The following is a 19,859-nucleotide window of genomic DNA, read 5'->3' on the forward strand; positions in this document are numbered from 1 at the left end:
AGGTCCTGACCGATTGCAGCACGCAGATCCAGAAGGGCGAGGTGGTGGTCGTGTGTGGTCCGTCGGGCTCGGGCAAGTCCACGCTGATCAAGACGGTCAACGCGCTGGAGCCGATCCAGAAGGGCGACATCGTGGTCGACGGCATCAGCATCAGCGCGCCCACGACCGACCTGCCCAAGCTGCGCTCGCGCGTGGGCATGGTGTTCCAGCACTTCGAGCTGTTCCCTCACCTGTCGGTGACCGAGAACCTGACGCTGGCGCAGATCAAGGTGCTGGGCCGCAGCAAGGACGATGCGCTGGTGCGTGGGCTGAAGATGCTCGACCGGGTCGGCCTGTCGGCCCACAAGGACAAGTTCCCCGGCCAGCTCTCGGGCGGCCAGCAGCAGCGCGTGGCGATCGCCCGGGCACTCAGCATGGACCCGATCGTGATGCTGTTCGACGAGCCGACCTCCGCGCTCGACCCGGAGATGGTCGGCGAGGTGCTCGACGTGATGGTCAAGCTCGCGCAGGAGGGCATGACGATGATGGTCGTCACGCACGAGATGGGCTTCGCCCGGAAGGTCAGCCACCGCGTCATCTTCATGGACGCCGGCAAGATCATCGAGGACTGCCCGCGCGACGAGTTCTTCGGCAACCCGGACGCCCGCTCGCCACGCGCCAAGGACTTCCTCTCGAAGATCCTGAGTCATTGATCCACCCCCGGAGCGGCTCACGCTGCTCCCCCTCAAGGGGGCGCACCGGCTGGCCCGGCGGAGCCGGATCCAGCGGTGCCGCTGGGTCACTGCCGCGCTCGGATCATGGATGGCGAAACTCCCCCGACGCGAGAATGGCGCATGCCCCTTGATTCGACCGTCTTCGGGCCGCCCCGGCCGTGGTGGCGGGCCTTCCTGCGACTGCTGGGCGTGCTGGCGGCGGTCGTCGCGATCGTGCTGGGCTGCTGGGGCGGCTACGTGCTCAGCGAGCGCCAGGGCATGGCGGCGCTGCGGCTGGAGTCCAACCACCGGCTGGACCTGTTCGCGGCGGTGGTCGAGGGCCGCATCCGCCGGCTCGAACACGTGCCCGCCACCGTGCAGCTCAGCGCCGACGTGCTGGCGCTGCTGCGCGCGCCCGACGAGCCGCGTCGCGTGGCCGATGCCAGCGGCTACCTGCGGCGGCTGAACGCGCACCTGGGCAGCCTCGCGGTCTTCGTGCTGGACGAGCGCGGCGTGGTGCTGGCGTCCAGCAACGCCGACCAGAACGACGACAGCCTGATCGGCTCGGACCTGGCCTACCGGCCGTATTTCCTGGAGGCGCTGGCCGGCCGCGTCGGCCGCCATTTCGCGATCGGCGCGCGGCGCGGCGAGCCGGGCTACTTCGTCTCGCACCCGATCCGCGACGGCGCGCGCGTGGTCGGCGTCGCGGCGATCAAGATCAGCCTGTCGCCGATCGAGCAGATCTGGGAGATGCTGGGTGCGCCCGCGCTGCTGGCCGATGCGAACCAGGTCGTGATCCTGTCCTCTCAGCGCGAGTGGCGCTACACCGCGCTGGCCGAGCTGCCGCTGGAGCGGCGCGTGGACCTGCAGATCAACCGGCTCTACGACGACCTGCGCATCGAGCGCTTCCCGCTGCCCGTGCAGCTCTCGGTCGACGAGGAGAGCCAGGTGGTCGAAGGCGTCCTGCCGGCCAGCTCGGCCCTGCTGCCGCGCGGCAGTGCCGAGATGCTGGTGCTGGGCCGCACGCTCGACGGCATGGACTGGCGCGTGCTGATCTTCTCGGACCTGCGCGGCGTGCGCATGCAGGCCATGCGCTACGGCATCCTCTGCGGCGTCGCGGCGGCCTTCGTGCAGCTGCTGCTGCTCTACCTGCTGCAACGCCGCCGGCTGCTGCGCCAGAAGCTGGAGGCCAAGCAGATGCTCGAACGCGTCAACACCGAGCTGGAGCACAAGGTCACCAAGCGCACCCGCGCGCTGAGCGAGACCAACGTCCGGCTGCGCAAGGAAGTGGCCGAGCGCGAGCAGGCCGAGCAGACCCTGCGCGCGGCCCAGGACGAGCTGGTGCATGCCGCCAAGATGGCCGTGCTGGGCCAGCTCGCCACCGGCATCACGCATGAGCTGACGCAGCCGCTGGGCGCGATCCGCACGCTGTCGGGCAATGCGAGCGAGTTCCTGCGCCGGGGCGACCTGGAGGCCGTCGGCGGCAACCTCGACATCGTCGCGCGGCTGGCCGACCAGATGGGCGGGATCATCCATCCGCTCAAGAGCTTTGCCCGCAAGTCCGCCGCCCAGCCGGCCGCCACCGATGTCGCGGTGGCCGTGCGCCACGCGCTGTTCCTCTACGACCAGCGGCTGCGCCGGGCCGGCGTGCAGCTGGACAACCGCTGCACCGCCGAGGCCGCGCTGCCGCGTGTCTGGTGCGACCCGAACCGGCTCGAACAGGTGCTGATCAACCTGATCGGCAACGCCCTCGACGCGATGCACGACAGCCCCGAGAAACGCCTGTGCATCGAGGCGCTGCCGGCCGCGTCGGGCGACGACGCGCTGCTGCTGCAGGTCATCGACAGCGGCCCCGGCTTCGATGCCGCCACCGCCGAGCACCTGTTTGAGCCCTTCTACACGACCAAGCCGGCCGGCGCCGGCCTGGGCCTGGGGCTGGCCATCTCGCGCGACATCGTGCGAGAGTTCGGCGGCGAGATCGAGGCGAGCAGCCCGGCCGATCCCGAACTGACCGACGCCGATGCCGCCCGGCCACGCGGTGCCCGCTTCGTGCTGCGCCTGCCGCTGCCGCCGACCGCCCCTCCTTCCACGATCGCCCACATCGCCACGCCATGAGTTCCGACCTGACCGTCTTGCTTGTCGAGGACGACCCGCATGTGCAGCTCGGCTGCGTGCAGGCGCTGCAACTGGCCGGCCTGCGCGTGCAGGCGGTCGACAGCGTCGAGACCGCGCGCCCGCGCATCGGCGCGGACCATGCCGGCATCGTCGTCACCGACATGCGCCTGCCCGGGGCCGACGGCCTGAGCCTGGTGCGCGAGTGCCAGGCGCTCGATGCCGAGCTGCCCGTCATCATGATCACCGGCCATGGCGACGTCAGCCTGGCGGTCGAGGCCATGCGCAGCGGGGCCTATGACTTCATCCCCAAGCCCTTCTCGCCGGAGGTCTTCGTCGAGGTCGTCAAGCGTGCGCTGGACAAGCGCCGCCTGACGCTGGAGGTGGCCGCGCTGCGCCGCGCGCTGGGCGTGCGCGAGGGCCTGGCCGGCCAGCTGGTCGGCCGCTCGCCACAGATCGTACGGGTGCGGCAGATGGTGATGGAGGTGGCCGACACGCCGGTCGACGTGCTGATCCGCGGCGAGACCGGCACCGGCAAGGAGGTCGTCGCCCGCGCGCTGCACGAGCACTCGCGCCGCAAGGCCGCGCCCCATGTCGCGCTGAACTGTGGCGGCCTGCCCGACAACCTGATCGACAGCGAGCTGTTCGGCCATGAGGCCGGTGCCTTCACCGGCGCGCAGAAGCGCCGCATCGGCAAGATCGAGCATGCCCACGGCGGCACGCTGTTCCTCGATGAGCTGGAAAGCATGCCGCTGGCGGTGCAGGTCAAGCTGCTGCGGGTGCTGCAGGACCGCATGGTCGAGCGCCTGGGCTCCAACCAGGGCCAGCCGGTGGATGTGCGGGTGGTCGCCGCGACCAAGGACGACCTGATGCAGCGGGCCCGCGAGGGCAGCTTCCGCGCCGACCTCTACTACCGGCTCAACGTCGTCACCATCGACCTGCCGCCGCTGCGCGAGCGGCGCGAGGACATCCCGCTGCTGCTGGAGCATTTCATGCTGCTGGCCGCCAGCCGCTACGGCCGGCCGCAACCTGCGCCGACCACCGCGCAGCTGCACCGCCTGATGGCGCACGACTGGCCCGGCAACGTGCGCGAGCTGCGCAACGTGGCCGAGTGCCTGGTGCTGGGCGTGACCAAGGAGCCGCTGCTGCCGGCCGCATCGACGCTGCCGGGCGCGCCGGGCGCGGCCGGCGGGGGCGTCGCGGACGATGGTTCGGAGCCTTCCGGCTCGGTGGCCGAAGGGGCGTCGCTGAGCGAGCGGGTCGATGCCTTCGAGCGCGGCCTGATCGCCGACGAGCTGCGGCGCCAGGACCACCACGTCACCCGCACCGCCAAGGCGCTGCGCATGGCCAAGACCACGCTGGTCGACAAGATCCGCAAGCACGGTCTGCAAGCGGGGGAATGATGGTGCCCCCGGCTGTGGCGTCCCGCAGCCACGGCCCCGACGGGCCGTGCCGTCGACCGTTCAGGCCGGCGGCGTGTGGCCTTCGCGGGAGCGCAGGCCCCAGCGCCACAGCCGCTCGCTGGGCAGCGGCAGGACCATGAACCAGTGTTCCAGCACGGCCAGGCTCAGCAGCATCGCGACCAGCGCGGCGGCGCTGGCCTGGTAGGGCGTCGCATCGGGCGCGGCGGCGATGTCCCAGACGGCGACCGCGACGCCGGTCGAGGCGATCACGCTGCTGGCGAACAGCGCGTTGCCGGGCCGCTGCCGGAAGTAGCTGTGCAGGTAGCGCAGGTGGGCCGGCAGGAAGCTCTCCGACAGGTTGCGCACGCCCAGGAAGACGTTGAGCTTGGCGGAGGTGCGCATCACCCACAGCACCACGAAGGTCCACAGCGCGACCGGGTTGGGCTGCTGCCAGGTCAGGGCCAGCACGGCCGCGCCGAGCGCGATCAGCGCCAGCTCGTGGTACAGGATGGCCATCAGAGCATGGCGCAGCCGCTGCCAGCCGCGCGCACCGGCTGGGCAGGCGATGCGGCGCGGGCCGGTCACGTAGCCGAGCAGGAAGCCCAGTTCCTGCCAGCCCCAGACCGCGATCGTGGCGCTGAAGGCCAGGTAGGCGCCACCCACGCCGGTGTCGGCGGCGGTGGCCGAGACGCCGCACAGGGCGACGCCCAGCAGCACCGTGGCCACCGCCATCAGGGCCGGATGCCGCTCGCGCGGCAGGCCGTTGAGGTAGAGGATCACGCCCGTGCTCAGCCACCACACCAGCACGGTGTAGAGCGCGGCGCCGAGCAGCATCACGTCGTGCTCACCAGCTCGGGGCGACCCGGATCTGCGCCGGCAGCTCGTGGCGCTGCACCGGCAGCAGGTAGAGCCGCACGAAGGTGGCGGCCGCACCGACCGCGCACAGGCCCTGCTGCAGCTTGCCGATCAGGCCACCGCGGGCCTTGGCCGCATCGGCCTTGAGCGACCAGTGCAGCAGCCGGTCCAGGCCGGCGCGGAAGGCCGCCGAGCCGGTGTCCAGGCTGATCGGGAAGACCTGGCGCGCGATGGTCGTGGTGATGTCGAAGACGCGGTGGTCGTACGCGGTGGCATCCATGCCCAGCGCGTCGCACAGCCAGGGCCGGGTGTGGTCACGCACGTACATCGTCGCGTAGACCGCCAGCAGGAAGAAGCGCACCCACAGCAGGTTGGCCCCGCGCAGCAGGTGGGGCTGGGCCCGCATGATCAGCGCGAAGGATTCGCCGTGCCGGAACTCGTCGTTGCACCAGCGTTCGAACCACCGGAAGATCGGATGGAAGCGCAGCTCCGGATGCTTCTCCAGCTGCCGGAAGATGGTGATGTAGCGGGCGTAGCCGATCTTCTCGGACAGATAGGTCGCGTAGAAGATGTACTTGGGCTTGAAGTAGGTGTAGGACTTGGTCTTCTTCAGCGCCAGCAGGTCCACGCCCAGGCCGAAGTCCTTCAGCGACTGGTTGATGAAGTTGGCATGGCGCGACTCGTCGCGCGTCATGTAGCGCATCAGCGTGCGGATGTCCGGGTTCTGGATGTGCTTCTGGATCTCGTTGTAGAGCACGCAGCCGGAGTACTCGCTGGTCAGCGAGCTGACGAGGAAGTCCTGGAAATCGCGCCGCAGCTGCGGCGTCCACTGGGCCGACAGCGCGGCCACCTCGTCGGCGAAGTCGGGCGTGCGCTGGAAGTGGTCGTGGTTGTTGTCGCCCTCGTACTCGGCCAGCATCGTGTCCCATTCGGCGCGCAGCGGCGACATGTCCAGCGCATCCATCGCGGCGTAGTCGGTGGTGTAGAAGCGCGGCGTCAGCAGGCTGTTGCGCTTGGCGAGCGCGGCGGCGTCGTCGGGGCTGTTCAGGTCGAGGGCTTGTTCCATCGAGGTCTCCTGGGATCCGGGGATCCGGTGGGTCAGGGCGTGATCAGCTGGGCGAACACGGCCGCGTTGGTCGGTCCGAAGGATTCGAGGTCGATGCGTCGGCCGGTGCCCGGGTCCAGCAGCGTCAGGCGGCCGTCGGCCCGGCCCAGCAGCTCGAAAGGCACTTCCGGGCCGAGCCCCTGGCGACGCCGTTCGCGCACCAGGCCGCGCACGGTGCTGCGCAGGAAGCCCTGCGTGCCGGGCTCGACGGTGGCGCGCAGCTGGCCGCTGCCGGCCTCGCGGATCAGGATGGCGCCGTCGCTGCGGTCCTCGAAGCGCAGGCTGATGCTGCGCACCGTGGCCGCGTCGGCGCGCTGCACCGGGCTGATGCCGGCGCCGCGCACGACCGCCGCGCCGACCAGCGCGCACAGCACCAGCGCGGCCATGGCCGCCAGCGGCAACACGGGGGCGCGGCCGGTGACGGGCGGCGTGGCGGAGGGCAGGGCAGGCGTGGACATGGCGATCCCGTCAGGCCAGGCTGGCCGGTGAGGCGTAGCCCGGCAGGCTGTGGCCGGATGAGGCTGGCGCGGTGGTCGGGAGCCTGGCCGTGGTGGCGGTGGGCGACTCGCCGCGCGCGAGCTGCCAGGCCTGGCTCAGTCGCTGAGCCACCTCGGCGGCTTGCGGCAGGGCGCGCAGCATCGGCTCGGTCTGGCGCATCCGCCAGGGCCGCACGTGTGGCCACAGGTGCAGGTAGGCGATGCGGTCACCGCCGGCGAGCACCAGCGCGATGTCGCCGCCGCCGTCGCGGCGCGGCTTGAGGCGGGCGGCCTCGATGCGCGAGAGCGGCAGGTTGAAGGTGATGCCCAGCACGATGCCCAGCCGCATCACGACGCGACGGTTGGTGAGCGTGTAGAGCGTGGTGCGGGCCATCAGCCAGCCCAGGCCCAGCAGCAGGCCGGTGGCGACCGCGATCGGCGGCAGCAGCCGGGCCAGTGCCATCGCGGTCTGCGCGGCGCTGTCGCCGTCCATCAGCGACAACACCAGCCGCCAGGCCATCAGGCCAGCGAAGTAGACCGCGATGATGTCCAGCCGCAGCGCCTGGCGCGCCATGGCCAGCGCCTGCGGCCGGCCTTGCCAGAGCACGGTCTCGCCCGGCGGCAGGGCCTCGGGCAGGCCGGGCACGGCCTCGAACTCATGTTCGTGCTCGGGTGCGAGCCGGTCGACCGCCTTCACAGCAGCGGCTCCTGGCGCTGCGGCGTGGCGTAGAGCGTGCCGGCGCCGTAATAGGCCATGACCTTTTCTTCCTCCAGCATCGTGACCTGCTCCGGGTGGCGCGTGGCCGGCACGCCGCGCAGCTGGTGGCCCAGCAGCGACTGCACCCGCACCGCACGCGGCTGGATGCGGGCGAAGTTCATCGGCAGCAGCACGTGGCCGCCGCCGGCGACCCGCACCTCCAGGTAGCGCAGCAGCATCTCGGAGCGGTCGACCCAGACGTCGACCACCTCGCCGCCCTCGACGCCGTCATCGCCCAGCACCGGCAGGCCGCGCGGGTCGATGTCCTTGGACGAGACGCCGAAGCCCGGCGCGACCCGCAGCGGCACGATGCGCGGCGTGCCGTCGACCTGGGTGTCGGGCACGTCGGCCCGGTCGGCCCAGCTGCCCGGACCGACGCCGGCCAGCAGCGGGTTGCCGGTGGGCGTCAGCGGCATGCCGCGCCAGACACCCTCGTGCAGCGGCGGCTGGTTGTCGCGCCGGTCGTTCGGGGCCTGGACGGTGCGGCCATCGGCCAGCCGGTAGCTGACCGGCTCGGGCACGCTCGGGAAGCCCTGCACCTTGATCGAGCCGGAGCGGTCCGATTCGAGCGGATAGCCCTCTCGCTTGTTCTCGCGGTGGAGGTAGTAGATGAGGCCCGCAAAGAAGATCCAGAACGCGTAGAGCGCGAGCTGCGCCACGTCGATGTAGCCCGTGATGGCACCGGTTTGCATGGAAGTCTCCAACTGTTGGGTGGGGTGGGATCAGCCCGGGAACTCGGCCAGCCCGAGGCGCTGCTGGTGGGGAACGGGCGACGGGTCGTGGGGACGGCCGTGACGCCGCACCAGAGGACCGATGGCAACGAGCGTCGCGAACAGCAGCGCCAGCTCGGTGTGGTAGACGACGCTGTAGGCGACCTGCGGCTCGGACATCGCCTCGCCGAGCCAGCCCTGGCTGCCCAGCAGGTGGACCGCGTCGCGCAGCGTGCCGCCCAGGCCGACGGCGACGCCGCCGGCGGTGGCCTGCACGGCGCCCCAGGCACCGAGCGCCAGCCCGGCGCCGTCGTCCTGCTTCAGGCCCATGGCGATGACCAGCGTGCACAGCGCGAACAGGCCGCTGCCCAGGCCGATCAGGAAGTTGCCGGCGCGGAACAGCAGGCCCGAGCCCAGCGGTGCGGCGAACACCACCGCCGAGAAGGCGACGATGCCGACCAGCACGCCGGCGGCCGCCAGCCGGTAGGGATCAAAGCCTAGGCGCAGGACCCGCGTGGCGATCAGGAAGGCGCAGGCCGAGCCCAGCGCCATCACCGCGGTGAGCAGGCTGGTGGCCGAGACGCTCAGGCCGAGGATCTCGCCGCCATAGGGCTCCAGCACGATGTCCTGCATGTTGAAGGCCGCCGTGCCCAGCGCCAGCGCGACCAGGAAGCGCAGCGTCTTGGGCTGGGCGGCATAACGCGCCCAGACCGTCGAGAACGCCTCGCGGGCTGCTGGCGGCGTGTCCGGTTCATCCGGCTGCGCTCGGCGTGCGCCGCGCGGCTCCTGCTTCCACAGCGCGAACAGGTTGAGCAGCAGCGTGGCGACCGCCGCGCCCTGCACGACGCCGACCAGCCGGGTCGGGCTGTAGCTGGCCAGCACCAGGCTGAACAGCCCGCTGGCGCCGACCATGCCCAGCAGCAGCATCACGTACATCATCGCGACCACGCGCGGCCGGGTCTCGGGCGTGGCCTGGTCGGTGGCCAGCGCCAGGCCGGCGGTCTGGGTCGTCTGCATGCCCGCGCCGACCAGCAGGAAGGCGCCCAGCGCGGCGGCATGGCCGACCACCTGGGCGGCGACGCTGACGCCGGCATCGGGCGACAGCAGGATCAGGCTGAAGGGCAGGATGGCCAGGCCGCCGAACTGCAGCAGCGTGCCCAGCCAGAGGTAGGGCACGCGACGCCAGCCCAGCAGCGAGCGGTGCGTGTCCGAGCGGTGGCCGATGACCGCGCGGAAGGGTGCGGCCAGCAGCGGCAGCGCCACCATCAGCGCGACCAGCCAGCTCGACAGCCCCAGCTCCAGGATCATGACCCGGTTGAGCGTGCCCACCAGCAGCGCATAGGCCATGCCCACGCTGACCTGGAACAGCGCCAGACGCAGCAGCCGCGACATCGGCAGCGAGGCGCTGACCGCATCGGCGAAGGGCATGACATCCGGCGACAGGCGCGACCATTGCCGCGCCAGGCGGGTGTTCAGGCTGGCGGGCAGGCTCGCCTTCATGACCGCACCAGCTCCAGCGCCTGCGAGGTGTAGAAGCCGCTGGCGACGCGGCGCGTGCGGCCCGGCGGCAGTTCGGCCAGCACCGGATCGGCCGCCAGCCCGCGCCGCAGCGCGGCCTCGGCCACCGGCGCGATCGACGGCGAGCGGTTGCCGCGCGGGAACAGCTTGCCGACCGCCTTGAAGACCGCCAGCACCGGCGTGCTCGGCGCGAAGGTGAACAGCACCGAGCCGCGGCAGCGCGGTGCCAGCCGGCCCAGCGCGGCCACCACGTCGCGGGCGTCGTAGTGGATCAGCGAGTCCATGCAGACGACGTGATCGAAGCGGCCCAGGCCGGCATCGAGCATGTCGCCGGAGCGGAACTCGATGTGGCCGGGTCCGTCGATGACCGGCTGGCGCGACCGGGCCAGCTCGACCAGCGTCGGCGACAGGTCGATGGCGACCACCTCGGCGCCACGCCGGGCCGCCTCGACCGCCAGCGCGCCGGTGCCGCAGCCGGCGTCCAGCAGGCGCAGCCCGCGCAGGTCGGCCGGCAGCCAGGACAGCAGGGTGCCGCGCATCTGGTCACGGCCGGCCCGCACGCTGGCGCGGATGCGGCCGACCGGCTCGTCGGAGGTCAGGCGTTCCCAGGCCTGCACGGCCGTGCGGTCGAAGTAGGTCTCGACCTCGGCGCGGCGGCGCTCGTAGCGTGCGTCCTGGACCGGGGCCGGGGCGCTCGATGGGGTGTGGGCATGCGCGCTCATGTCAGTCGTAGCCCAGCAGGTCGAACAGGTCGCGGTCCTTCATCGGGACGGCGCTGCAGGGCTCGCCGCCCAGCCACATCGAGGCGGCCAGGCGCAGGTATTCCTGCTGCACCCGCTCCAGCTCGGGCGAGGGCTCCATCTCGAACAGCGTCGACTTCTTCAGCCGGCTGCGGCGGATCACGTCCAGGTCGGGGAAATGGGCCGACAGCTTCAGGCCGATGCGGTCGTTGTAGCGGTCGATCTGGTCGGTCGCGGCGCTGCGGTTGGCGATCACGCCACCGAGCCGGACCTTGTAGTTCTTCGCCTTCGCGCCGATGGCCTGCACGATGCGGTTCATCGCGAAGATCGAGTCGAAGTCGTTGGCCGTGACGATCATGGCCCGCTCGGCATGCTGCAGCGGCGCGGCGAAACCGCCGCAGACCACGTCGCCCAGCACGTCGAAAATCACCACGTCGGTGTCCTCGAGCAGGTGGTGTTCCTTGAGCAGCTTGACGGTCTGCCCGACCACGTAGCCGCCACAGCCGGTGCCGGCCGGCGGGCCGCCGGCCTCGACGCACATCACGCCGTTGTAGCCCTCGAACATGAAGTCCTCGGGCCGCAGGGCCTCGGCATGGAAGTCGACCGTCTCCAGCACGTCGATGACGGTGGGCAGCATCTTCTTCGTGAGCGTGAAGGTGGAGTCGTGCTTCGGGTCGCAGCCGATCTGCAGCACCCGCTTGCCCAGCCGCGAGAAGGCGGCCGACAGGTTGCTGGAGGTCGTGCTCTTGCCGATGCCGCCCTTGCCGTAGATCGCGAACACCTTGGCGGTGTCGATGCGGTCGCCCGGGTCGAGCTGGACCTGCAGGCTGCCTTCGCCATCGAGGCGTCGGCGCATGCTGGCGGGGAGGTCGATGACGCTGTTCATGCGGCTGCCTTTTCGGTGGGGACGCCTTCAAGGCGGTCTTCCAGCTCGTCGCTGGCTTGTTGCAAGGCGGCGAGGGTGGCCTCGTCGGGTTGCCAGTAATGGCGCTCGCTGGCTTCGAGCAGCCGCTGCGCCATGCGGGCCGAGGCGGTGGGGTTCAGTCGGGCGAGGCGCTCGCGCATCGCCGGGTCGAGCACGAAGGTCTCGCTGAGCTGGCGGTAGACCCAGGGCGCGACCTGGCCGGTCGTGGCCGACCAGCCGAGCGTGTGGGTCAGGTGGGCCTCGATCTGGCGCACGCCCTCGTAGCCGTGTTCGAGCATGCCCTCGTACCAGGTCGGGTTGAGCATGCGGGTGCGGGTCTCCAGCGCGACTTGTTCGCCGAGCGTGCGCACGACCGCGTGCTGGCCGTCGGTCTGGTCACCGATGTAGACCGGCGCGACCGCGCTGCGCGGGCCCTTGGCGCGCTGCACCGCGCGGCTGACGCCGCCCAGGGTGTCGAAGTAGGTGTCGACGGTGGTCACGCCCAGCTCGACCGAATCGAGGTTCTGGTAGGCCAGCTCGACCTGCTGCAGCACGCTGGCCAGCAGCGCGGCCTTCTGCACCGGCCGGCCGCTGCGACCGTAGGCAAAGCCCTTGCGGCGCACGAAGGTCTCGGCCAGTTCGTCGGTCTCGGCCCAGGCGCCGTTGTCGATCAGGCTGCCGAGGTTGGCACCGTAGGCGCTCTCGGCGTTGCCGAAGACGCGCAGCGCGGCGGTCTCCAGGTCACCGCCGTGGGCACGCTGGTGGGCCAACGCATGCTTGCGCACGAAGTTCAGCTCTTCCGGTTCGTCGGCGCTGGCGGCCAGGAAGGCGGCCTCGGCCAGCAGCCGGATCTGCAGCGGCAGCAGGTCGCGGAAGATGCCCGAGAGCGTGACCATCACGTCGATGCGCGGCCGGCCCAGTTCAGCCAGCGGCACCAGCACCGCGCCGGCCAGCCGGCCGTAGCCGTCGAAACGCGGCCGGGCGCCCAGCAGGGCCAGCGCCTGCGCGATCGGTGCGCCCTCGCTCTTGAGGTTGTCGGTGCCCCACAGCACCAGCGCGATCGACTCGGGCAGGCGGTAGCCCTCGGCCTGGTGGCGTTCGAGCAGCCGTTCGGCCTGGCGCGCGCCGTCCTGCACCGCGTAGGCGCTGGGCAGGCGTGACGGGTCGAAGCCGTGCAGGTTGCGGCCGGTCGGCAGGATGTCCGGGTTGCGCAGCAGGTCGCCGCCGGGCGCGGGTGCCAGGTAGCCGCCTTCGAGCGCATGCACGATGGCGTCGAGCTCGGGGTTGCGTGTCAGCAGGCGGGCGGTGCGGGCCAGGGCCTCGTAGGCATCGAGCCGTTCGCGTTCGGCGGCGCGGCCTTCGGCGAGCAGCGCCTCGGCCGCGCCCCGTCCGGCGGCCAGGGCCTGCAGCGCAGCCGGCGCGGGCAGCTGGTCGGGCGTGAACTGGGCGGCAGCCGCCGCTTCGAGCAGGCTCAGTCGCTGAGCCTGCGTGTGGATGCGACCGAGCACGTGCAGGCCGTTGGGGATCAGGGTCTGCTCCAGCTCCAGCAGCTCGGCCTGCAGGCGCTCGATCGCGGCCATCGCGTCGCCGCCCCAGGGCGTGGCGTCGGCCGGCACCAGGTCCAGCACCTGCGCCTGGGCCTGGATCAGCGGTGCCAGCGAGGCCCGCTCCAGCGCCTGTCCGGGCGGCAGGCCGCGCCAGCGCGTCAGCGAGTCCTTCAGCTCGACCAGGCCCTTGTAGAGGCCGGCCTGCGACAGCGGCGGCGTCAGGTAGCTGATCAGCGTGGCGGCGCTGCGGCGCTTGGCCAGCAGGCCCTCGGACGGGTTGTTGGCGGCGTAGAGGTAGAGGTTGGGCAGGTCGCCGATCAGCCGGTCGGGCCAGCAGGCGCCGGACAGGCCGGCCTGCTTGCCTGGCATGAACTCCAGCGCGCCGTGGGTGCCGAAGTGCAGCACCGCGTGGGCGCCGAAATCCTCGCGCAGCCAGCGGTAGAAGGCCGAGAAGGCATGCGTGGGCGCGAAGCCGCGCTCGAACAGCAGCCGCATCGGATCGCCTTCATGGCCGAAGGCTGGCTGGATGCCGACGAAGACGTTGCCGAAGCGCTCGCCCAGCACGTGCAGGGTCTGGCCGTCGGTCTGCTGGCGACCCGGTGCCGGACCCCAGTGGGCCTCGATCTCGCGCAGCCAGGTCTCGCGCCGCACATGCTCGCCCACGGGGATGCGCACGTGCACGTTGGCGCAGGCGCCGAGCCGGGCGGCGTTGCCGCCGAGCAGGCGCTCGCGCAGCGCGTCGACGCTGGCCGGCAGCTCGACCTGGTAGCCCTCGCGGCGCAGCGTCGCCAGGGTCTGGAACAGCGACTCGAACACGCTCAGGTGCGCGGCCGTGCCAGTGTTGCCGGCATTGGGCGGGAAGTTGAACAGCACCAGGCCGATGCGGCGCGCGGCCCGTTCGCTGCGGCGCAGCTGCACCAGCCGGTCGACCCGGCCGGCCAGCATCGCGGCGCGGTCGGGGCAGCCGTGCATGTCGTGGGCGCTGGCTCCGGCCTCGAAGGTGCAGCCGCGTGCGCAGCCCTGGCAGGCCTTGCCGGCACCATCGCTGCGGCCGCCGTAGACCATCGGGCTGGTCGCACCGTCCAGCTCGGGCAGGGCGACCATCATGGTGGCCTCCAGCGGCAGCAGGCCGCGGTCCGATCCGCCCCACTGTTCGAGGGTCTGGAACTCGACCGGCAGCACCGACAGGTAGGGCACGTCCAGCTTCGCCAGCAGCGTCTCGGCCGCCTGGGCATCGTTGTAGGCCGGGCCGCCGACCAGCGAGAAGCCGGTCAGCGAGACCACCGCGTCGACCGTCGCGCGGCCGTCGCGCAGGAAGTAGCGTTCGACCGCCGGACGGGCGTCCAGCCCGGTCGCGAAGGCCGGCACCACGCGCAGGCCGCGGGCCTCCAGCGCGGCGATCACGCCGTCGTAGTGGGCCGTGTTGCCCGCCAGCAGGTAGGACCGCATCAGCAGCAGGCCGACGCTGGCCGGGCCGCCGCGCGCGGGCAGGTCGGACGCGTCGGTCGCGATGCGGCCGGCCAGTGCCGGGTGGTAGAGGCCCAGCTCCGGATACTCGACCGGCGCGGGTGGCGTGACCCGGCCGCGCAGCGCCGCGCGCGGTCCGGCGGCGTAGCGGTCGACCAGCATGTGGACCATGCCGGCGAGGTTCTCCTGCGATCCGGCCAGCCAGTACTGCAGCACCAGCAGGTAGATCCGCACGTCCTGGGCGGTGCCGGGGATGAAGCGCAGGATCTTGGGCAGGCGGCGCAGCATCTTCATCTGCTGCGCACCGGCGCTCGCCCCGGACCTGGCCTTGTCGCCGTCGCCATCGGCCTTGTCGGCCGGCTTGCCACGCAGGCGGCGCAGCATGGCCATCGGCCCGCCGGTCTTGCCGTCCATCGAGAAGCGGCCCATGCGGGTCAGCTTCATGACCGCCGGCGCGCACATCGCGCAGACCATCGCGTCGCAGGCTTCGCGGCGGGCCTGCAGCGCGTCGAGCACCGGCAGGAAATGCTCTTCCATGAAGAGCATCGTGGCGATCACGAGGTCGCCGCTGGCGATGTCGGCGCGGCAGCGTGCGAGCGCTTCGGGCTGGCTGTCCCAGTCGGCCGCGGCATGCACCAGCAGCAGCACGCCGGGCAGGCGCCGTGTCAGTTCGCGCTGGGCGCGGGCGGCGGCCGAGGACAGGTGTCCGTCCATCGTGACCAGCACGACGCGCATGGGCACACCGGGTTCAGCGGCTGAAATGGGCCTTGGCATCGTAGAGGGTCTCCACCGTGATCGCGCTCAGGCCGTGGTCCAGCGCGTAGCGTTCGGTGTTGCGGCGCGCCTTGCCACGCACGAAGAAGGGCACCTTGCCCAGCTCGCGCTCGGCATCGGCGGTCCAGGTGGTCGAGTGCGCTGCAAGTGGCGCGGTGGGTGCGGTGGGGGCGACGTTCAACGTGATCGGTTCGGCCGCGCGGGCCGTGGCGGCTGGGGCGACAACCGGCTCGGCGCGAGGCTCGATGGCATCGGCCCTCGTGGCCGGCACCGGGGTCGCGACGGTGCCCGGCTGGCTGCGGCCGAGGTGCGAGGGCGCGGCGTCCTCGTGGAACTCGAAGTCGCCGCGGAACATGCCCAGCAGGTGTTCCTCCAGGCCCATCATCAGCGGCTGGACCCAGGTGTCGAACAGCACGTTGGCGCCTTCGAAGCCCATCTGCGGCGAGGTCCGCGCCGGGAAGTCCTGCACGTGGACCGGCGCGGAGATCACCGCGCAGGGCAGGCCCAGGCGCTTGGCGACGTGGCGTTCCATCTGCGTGCCCAGCACCAGCTCGGGCGTCGCGGCGGCGATGGCGGCCTCGACCTCCAGGTAGTCGTCGCAGATCAGCGCTTCGAGGCCCAGCGCGGTGGCGGCCTCGCGCAGCTCGCGGCTGAACTCGCGGCTGTAGCTGCCCAGGCCGACCACCTCGAAGCCCAGCTCGCGCGAGGCGATGCGGGCGGCGGCGATGGCGTGGGTCGCGTCGCCGAAGATGAAGACGCGCTTGCCGGTCAGGTAGTTGCTGTCGACCGAGCGGGCATACCAGGGCGCGCGCGAGTCCTGCTCGGCATCGGCGACGGCCTGTTCGGCGTCCAGGCCGGCCAGCGCGGCGACCTCGCGGATGAAGTCGCGCGTCGCGCCCACGCCGATCGGCACGGTGCGGGTGCAGGGCAGGCCGAGCTGGCGGCTCATCCAGCTGGCCGCCGTCTGCGCGATCTCGGGGTAGAGCATCACGTTGAAGTCGGCCTCGGCCAGGCGCGTCAGGTCGGCCGGCGTCGCGCCCATCGGGGCCACCAGCGCGACGTCCACGCCGATGCGGCCGAGCAGCCGGGTGATCTCCTGCACGTCGTCGCGGTGGCGGAAGCCCAGCGCGGTCGGACCCAGCAGGTTGCAGCGGGCGCGCCGGCCAGCCAGCGGCGCGCGCGGCGTCGTCGGGCGCACGGCCAGGTTGCGCACCAGCTGGTAGAAGGTCTCGGCCGCACCCCAGTTTTCCTTGCGCTGGTAGGACGGCAGCTCCAGCGGGATCACCGGGATCGGCAGCGCCAGCGCGCGCGCCAGGCCGCCCGGGTCGTCCTGGATCAGCTCGGCGGTGCAGGATGCGCCGACGATCATGGCCTGCGGGCGGAAGCGCTCATGCGCCTCGGCCACCGCCTGCTGGAAGCGCTCGGCGGTGTCGCCGCCGAGGTCACGGGCCTGGAAGGTCGTGTAGGTGACGGGCGGGCGCTCGCCGCGCCGCTCGATCATCGTGAACAGCAGGTCGGCGTAGGTGTCGCCCTGGGGCGCGTGCAGCACGTAGTGCAGGCCGCGCATGCCGGTGGCCACGCGCATCGCGCCGACGTGCGGCGGTCCTTCGTAGGTCCAGAGCGTGAGCTGCATGGTGCGGGGTCCTCAGGCGGCCAGGCGCTGGCGGCGCTGCAGCGGGCGGTCGAACAGCGCGGCCAGGTCGGCGGCCTGCTCGAAGCCCTGGATGGGGGTGAAGACCAGCTCGATCGACCACTTGGTCGCGTAGCCCTCGGCCTCCAGCGGGTTGGCCAGGCCCAGGCCGCAGACCACCAGGTCGGGCGCGGCGGCGCGGCAGCGGTCGAGCTGGCGTTCGACGTCCTGCCCTTCGCTGAGCTGCGTGCCGGCCGGCAGCAGCGCCAGCTCCTCGGCCAGGTGGGTGCGGTGCAGGTAGGGACTGCCGACCTCGGTCAGCTGCATGCCCAGCTCGCGCGAGACGAAGCGCGCCAGCGGCACCTCCAGCTGCGAGTCGGGGAAGAAGAAGATGCGTTGTCCGGCCAGCCGTGTGCGCATCGCGGCCAGCGCCTGCGTGGCGCGCTGGCGCGGTGCGGCGGTGGCGGCCTCGACGACGGCGCTGTCCACGCCCATCGCGTCGGCGGCGGCCAGCAGCCAGGCCAGCGTGCCCTCGACGCCCAGCGGGTAGGGCGCCGGGATGCGCACCGCGCCGCGGTCTTCCAGCGCCTTGGCGGTCGCGGCCAGGAAGGGCTGGGCCAGCAGCATGCGCGTGCCTGGACCGACCGCCGGCAGCGTCGAGGCCTGACGGGCCGGCAGGAAGGCGACGCGCGGCAGGCCGATGGCGGCGAACAGGCGGCGGAACTGGTCCTCGACCACGTCGGCCAGGCTGCCGACGACCAGCAGCTCGGGCGTGTCGACCTCGGCGGCGGGGCGGGACGGCATCTCGGGCACCAGCGCGGCGAGGCAGGCGTCCTCGCCTTCGGTGAAGGTGGTCTCGATGCCGCTGCCGGAGTAGTTCAGCACCTTGACGCGCGGCTGGTGCAGGCGGCTGAGCCGTTGCGCGGCGCGCGACAGGTCCAGCTTGATGACCTCGGACGGGCAGGAGCCGACCAGGAAGAGCACGCGGATGTCCGGGCGGCGCGCCAGCAGGCGCTGCACGACCTGGTCGAGTTCCTCGTGGACATCGGCCAGTCCGGCCAGGTCGCGCTCGTCGATGATCGCGGTGGCGAAGCGCGGCTCGGCAAAGATCATCACGCCGGCGGCCGACTGGATCAGGTGGGCACAGGTGCGCGAGCCGACCACCAGGAAGAAGGCATCCTGCATCTTGCGGTGCAGCCAGACGATGCCGGTCAGGCCGCAGAAGACCTCGCGCTGGCCGCGTTCGCGCAGCACCGGCAGGTCGGCGCAGCTCGCATCGGTCGTCGAGGCCGGCAGGGACTGGATGGGGATGCGCGCGTTCATGAGCGGCCTCCGCGGGTGTCGAGGCGGGCCGCGCGCAGTTTCAGCAGGAACTGCGCCGCGTTGATCGCATAGGTCAGGTAGGCCGCCAGCGCGAGCAGCATCTGCTGCTGCACCGTCAGCCAGCCGTTCCACCAGGCGGCGAGGTAGGCCGTGTGCAGGGCCATCACGGCCATGCTGACCATGTCCTCCCAGTAGAAGGCGGGGGCGAACAGGTAGCGGCCGAAGACCGCCTTCTCCCACAGGCACCCGGTGACCATGATCGCGTAGAGCAGGCTGGTCTTGACCAGCACCGAGGCGACGGCGGCGGTCTCGCCGAGTCCGGTGGCCAGGTAGCGCAGCACCAGCAGCGTGCTGACCGCGAAGGCCAGGAACTGGACCGGCGCCAGCACGCCCTGCACCCAGGTCCAGCGTGTCGCGTCGCGACGGGCCCGCTGTTCGGGGGTGTACAGCGGGGGACGACCGCTCGCCGGAAGGGCGGCGATGGTCACGGAGGTGGCGGCGCTCGACATGCGTTCGAATCTAGGCCCGCCCTCCCCAAGTGTCAATCGAGGTTGACGTCAGATTTTTTGAACATTGGCCCGACCGGGGGTTTACGAGCAAGACTGTCAGCTTGACGTTCCTTCAGCCGAGTCCGACAGTAGGTGATCTGGAGCCCACGAACGACAAGAAGACGCGCCGGACGACTGCATCAACCTGATAAGCAGCGGCTCTGGCCGACGCGTGACGGGCGTGACGAGAGGGACCTGTGTTCCCGCCCCGTCAAGACTTGTTGCCGCTGTATATCCGCCCCCGAGGAGACACGTGGTGGCAGGATGGAACCTTCATCGACTACCGGGCTTGCGCCGCTCCAGGACCTTGCCAGTGGAAGAGCATTGCGCCGAATTCGATCCCGCCATGTTGCGGGACGTCGCTCCGACGCTGGGAGACATGATGGCCCGAGTCGGCAGAGACCTGCTGCGCCAGCGATGGCGCACCCCCGTGGATCCGGCCAGGCCGGTCGGCGGCGTTCCGCACCTGGTGGCCGGCAACACGGCGCCCGAGCTGCAGCTCTCGCGCATCGTCGAGCTGGAAATCATTCCGCGCCTGATGCTGCTGCACGGTGACGTGGCTTCGCCGCGTCAGCCTTCGCGGCAGGACTTCGCGATCACCGCGGCCCACGTCGAGACCCTGGCCCACGTGGCCGTGGTCGGCGACCCGGAGCGCACGGCGCAGTTCGTCCAGGCCCTGATCGCCGCCGGCGCGCCGCTGGAGCAGATCTTCCTGCAACTGCTGTCACCAGCGGCCAAGCTGATGGGCGAGTTCTGGGCCGAGGACGTCTACAACTTCTCCGAGGTCACGATCGGCCTGTGGCGCCTGCAGCAGGTGCTGCACGAGCACAGCAGGGGCTTCCGCCTGAGCGGCACGGCCGGCCAGGGCCGGCGCGCGTTGCTGGCGGCGGCACCGGGCTCGCAGCACACCTTTGGCGTGGCCATGCTGAGCGAGTTCTTCGCCCGCGACGGCTGGCTTGTCCAGTACGAACCGAAGGCGGTGTGGCACGACCTCCGGGCCGTGGCCAGTGCCGATTGGTACGACCTATTCGGCCTGTCTGTCGGAATGGACACTTCGGTGGTGTCTGTGGCCTCTGCTATTCTCGATTTGCGTCGTGCCAGCCGGAACCCCAAGCTGTTTGTCATGGTCGGCGGCCCGGCGATTGCCCAGGTGCCTGATCTCGCAGAACGCTGCGGGGCCGACGCGATGGCCACCGATGCCACGTCGGCGGTGACCACCGCGAACCGCTGGCTGGGGTCGATGCGACGCGAAGGCTGACCCCCTCCCGGGCCGGCCGGATGTCCGGGACAACGGACGT

16 protein-coding genes are annotated in these 19,859 nt (G+C 71.5%); 4 read left to right on the top strand and 12 right to left on the bottom strand.

Features of this window, described 5'->3' with window-relative positions:
• From Q8X39_RS12010 to Q8X39_RS12020, 3 genes are all read left to right on the top strand, one after another.
• The coding region (locus Q8X39_RS12010; RefSeq protein WP_305749921.1) for an amino acid ABC transporter ATP-binding protein at positions 1 to 692 on the top strand (692 nt) is incomplete at its 5' end.
• Positions 693 to 833: 141 nt separating this feature from the next.
• Entirely contained in the window at positions 834 to 2,807 is a 1,974-nt protein-coding gene (locus Q8X39_RS12015; protein ID WP_305749922.1) for an ATP-binding protein, read from the top strand.
• Positions 2,804 to 4,207 carry a sigma-54-dependent transcriptional regulator gene (locus Q8X39_RS12020; protein ID WP_305749923.1) on the top strand — a complete coding sequence of 468 codons (1,404 nt, stop codon included), beginning with the start codon at positions 2,804 to 2,806 and terminating at the stop codon, positions 4,205 to 4,207. Before Q8X39_RS12015 ends, Q8X39_RS12020 begins: the two co-directional genes overlap by 4 nt.
• Before the next feature lie 60 nt (positions 4,208 to 4,267).
• On the opposite strand, the gene puhE is transcribed toward Q8X39_RS12020, so the two are convergent.
• The 12 genes from puhE to bchF are packed head-to-tail and all read right to left on the bottom strand — an operon-like array spanning position 4,268 to position 18,522.
• Positions 4,268 to 5,041, bottom strand: coding sequence for a putative photosynthetic complex assembly protein PuhE (gene puhE, locus Q8X39_RS12025; protein ID WP_305750184.1), 774 nt, complete (start codon positions 5,039 to 5,041; stop codon positions 4,268 to 4,270).
• A gap of 10 nt (positions 5,042 to 5,051) precedes the next feature.
• Positions 5,052 to 6,128, bottom strand: a complete 1,077-nt coding sequence (acsF, locus tag Q8X39_RS12030; RefSeq protein WP_305749924.1) for a magnesium-protoporphyrin IX monomethyl ester (oxidative) cyclase — start codon at positions 6,126 to 6,128, stop codon at positions 5,052 to 5,054.
• Between the two features lie 32 nt (positions 6,129 to 6,160).
• Positions 6,161 to 6,625: a photosynthetic complex assembly protein PuhC gene (gene puhC, locus Q8X39_RS12035; protein WP_305749925.1), complete on the bottom strand. Its 465-nt coding sequence runs from the start codon at positions 6,623 to 6,625 to the stop codon at positions 6,161 to 6,163.
• 10 nt (positions 6,626 to 6,635) lie between these two features.
• Complete coding sequence (puhB, locus tag Q8X39_RS12040; protein WP_305749926.1) at positions 6,636 to 7,340, bottom strand: photosynthetic complex putative assembly protein PuhB; 705 nt, start codon at positions 7,338 to 7,340, stop codon at positions 6,636 to 6,638.
• Entirely contained in the window at positions 7,337 to 8,092 is a 756-nt protein-coding gene (gene puhA, locus Q8X39_RS12045; protein WP_305749927.1) for a photosynthetic reaction center subunit H, read from the bottom strand. Before puhA ends, puhB begins: the two co-directional genes overlap by 4 nt.
• Before the next feature lie 30 nt (positions 8,093 to 8,122).
• The gene (locus Q8X39_RS12050; RefSeq protein ID WP_305749928.1) at positions 8,123 to 9,610 is read right to left on the bottom strand and encodes a BCD family MFS transporter; all 1,488 of its coding nucleotides are present in this window, start codon (positions 9,608 to 9,610) and stop codon (positions 8,123 to 8,125) included.
• Entirely contained in the window at positions 9,607 to 10,350 is a 744-nt protein-coding gene (gene bchM, locus Q8X39_RS12055; RefSeq protein WP_305749929.1) for a magnesium protoporphyrin IX methyltransferase, read from the bottom strand. Before bchM ends, Q8X39_RS12050 begins: the two co-directional genes overlap by 4 nt.
• Position 10,351: 1 nt before the next feature.
• On the bottom strand, positions 10,352 to 11,254 hold the full coding sequence (gene bchL / locus Q8X39_RS12060) for a ferredoxin:protochlorophyllide reductase (ATP-dependent) iron-sulfur ATP-binding protein (RefSeq protein WP_305749930.1): 903 nt from the start codon (positions 11,252 to 11,254) through the stop codon (positions 10,352 to 10,354).
• Positions 11,251 to 15,021, bottom strand: a complete 3,771-nt coding sequence (locus Q8X39_RS12065) for a magnesium chelatase subunit H (RefSeq protein WP_305749931.1) — start codon at positions 15,019 to 15,021, stop codon at positions 11,251 to 11,253. Before Q8X39_RS12065 ends, bchL begins: the two co-directional genes overlap by 4 nt.
• 13 nt (positions 15,022 to 15,034) lie before the next feature.
• On the bottom strand, positions 15,035 to 16,693 hold the full coding sequence (gene bchB, locus Q8X39_RS12070; protein ID WP_305749932.1) for a ferredoxin:protochlorophyllide reductase (ATP-dependent) subunit B: 1,659 nt from the start codon (positions 16,691 to 16,693) through the stop codon (positions 15,035 to 15,037).
• Positions 16,694 to 16,705: 12 nt separating this feature from the next.
• Positions 16,706 to 18,013 carry a ferredoxin:protochlorophyllide reductase (ATP-dependent) subunit N gene (locus Q8X39_RS12075; protein ID WP_305749933.1) on the bottom strand — a complete coding sequence of 436 codons (1,308 nt, stop codon included), beginning with the start codon at positions 18,011 to 18,013 and terminating at the stop codon, positions 16,706 to 16,708.
• Complete coding sequence (bchF, locus tag Q8X39_RS12080) at positions 18,010 to 18,522, bottom strand: 2-vinyl bacteriochlorophyllide hydratase (protein WP_305749934.1); 513 nt, start codon at positions 18,520 to 18,522, stop codon at positions 18,010 to 18,012. The genes Q8X39_RS12075 and bchF overlap by 4 nt, the downstream gene beginning before the upstream one ends.
• A gap of 295 nt (positions 18,523 to 18,817) precedes the next feature.
• On the opposite strand from bchF, the gene Q8X39_RS12085 reads away from it, so the two are divergent.
• Complete coding sequence (locus Q8X39_RS12085; protein WP_305749935.1) at positions 18,818 to 19,819, top strand: cobalamin B12-binding domain-containing protein; 1,002 nt, start codon at positions 18,818 to 18,820, stop codon at positions 19,817 to 19,819.
• Positions 19,820 to 19,859: the final 40 nt, after the last annotated feature.

The organism is Leptothrix discophora (assembly GCF_030705305.1).
GTDB lineage: Bacteria > Pseudomonadota > Gammaproteobacteria > Burkholderiales > Burkholderiaceae_C > Sphaerotilus > Sphaerotilus discophorus.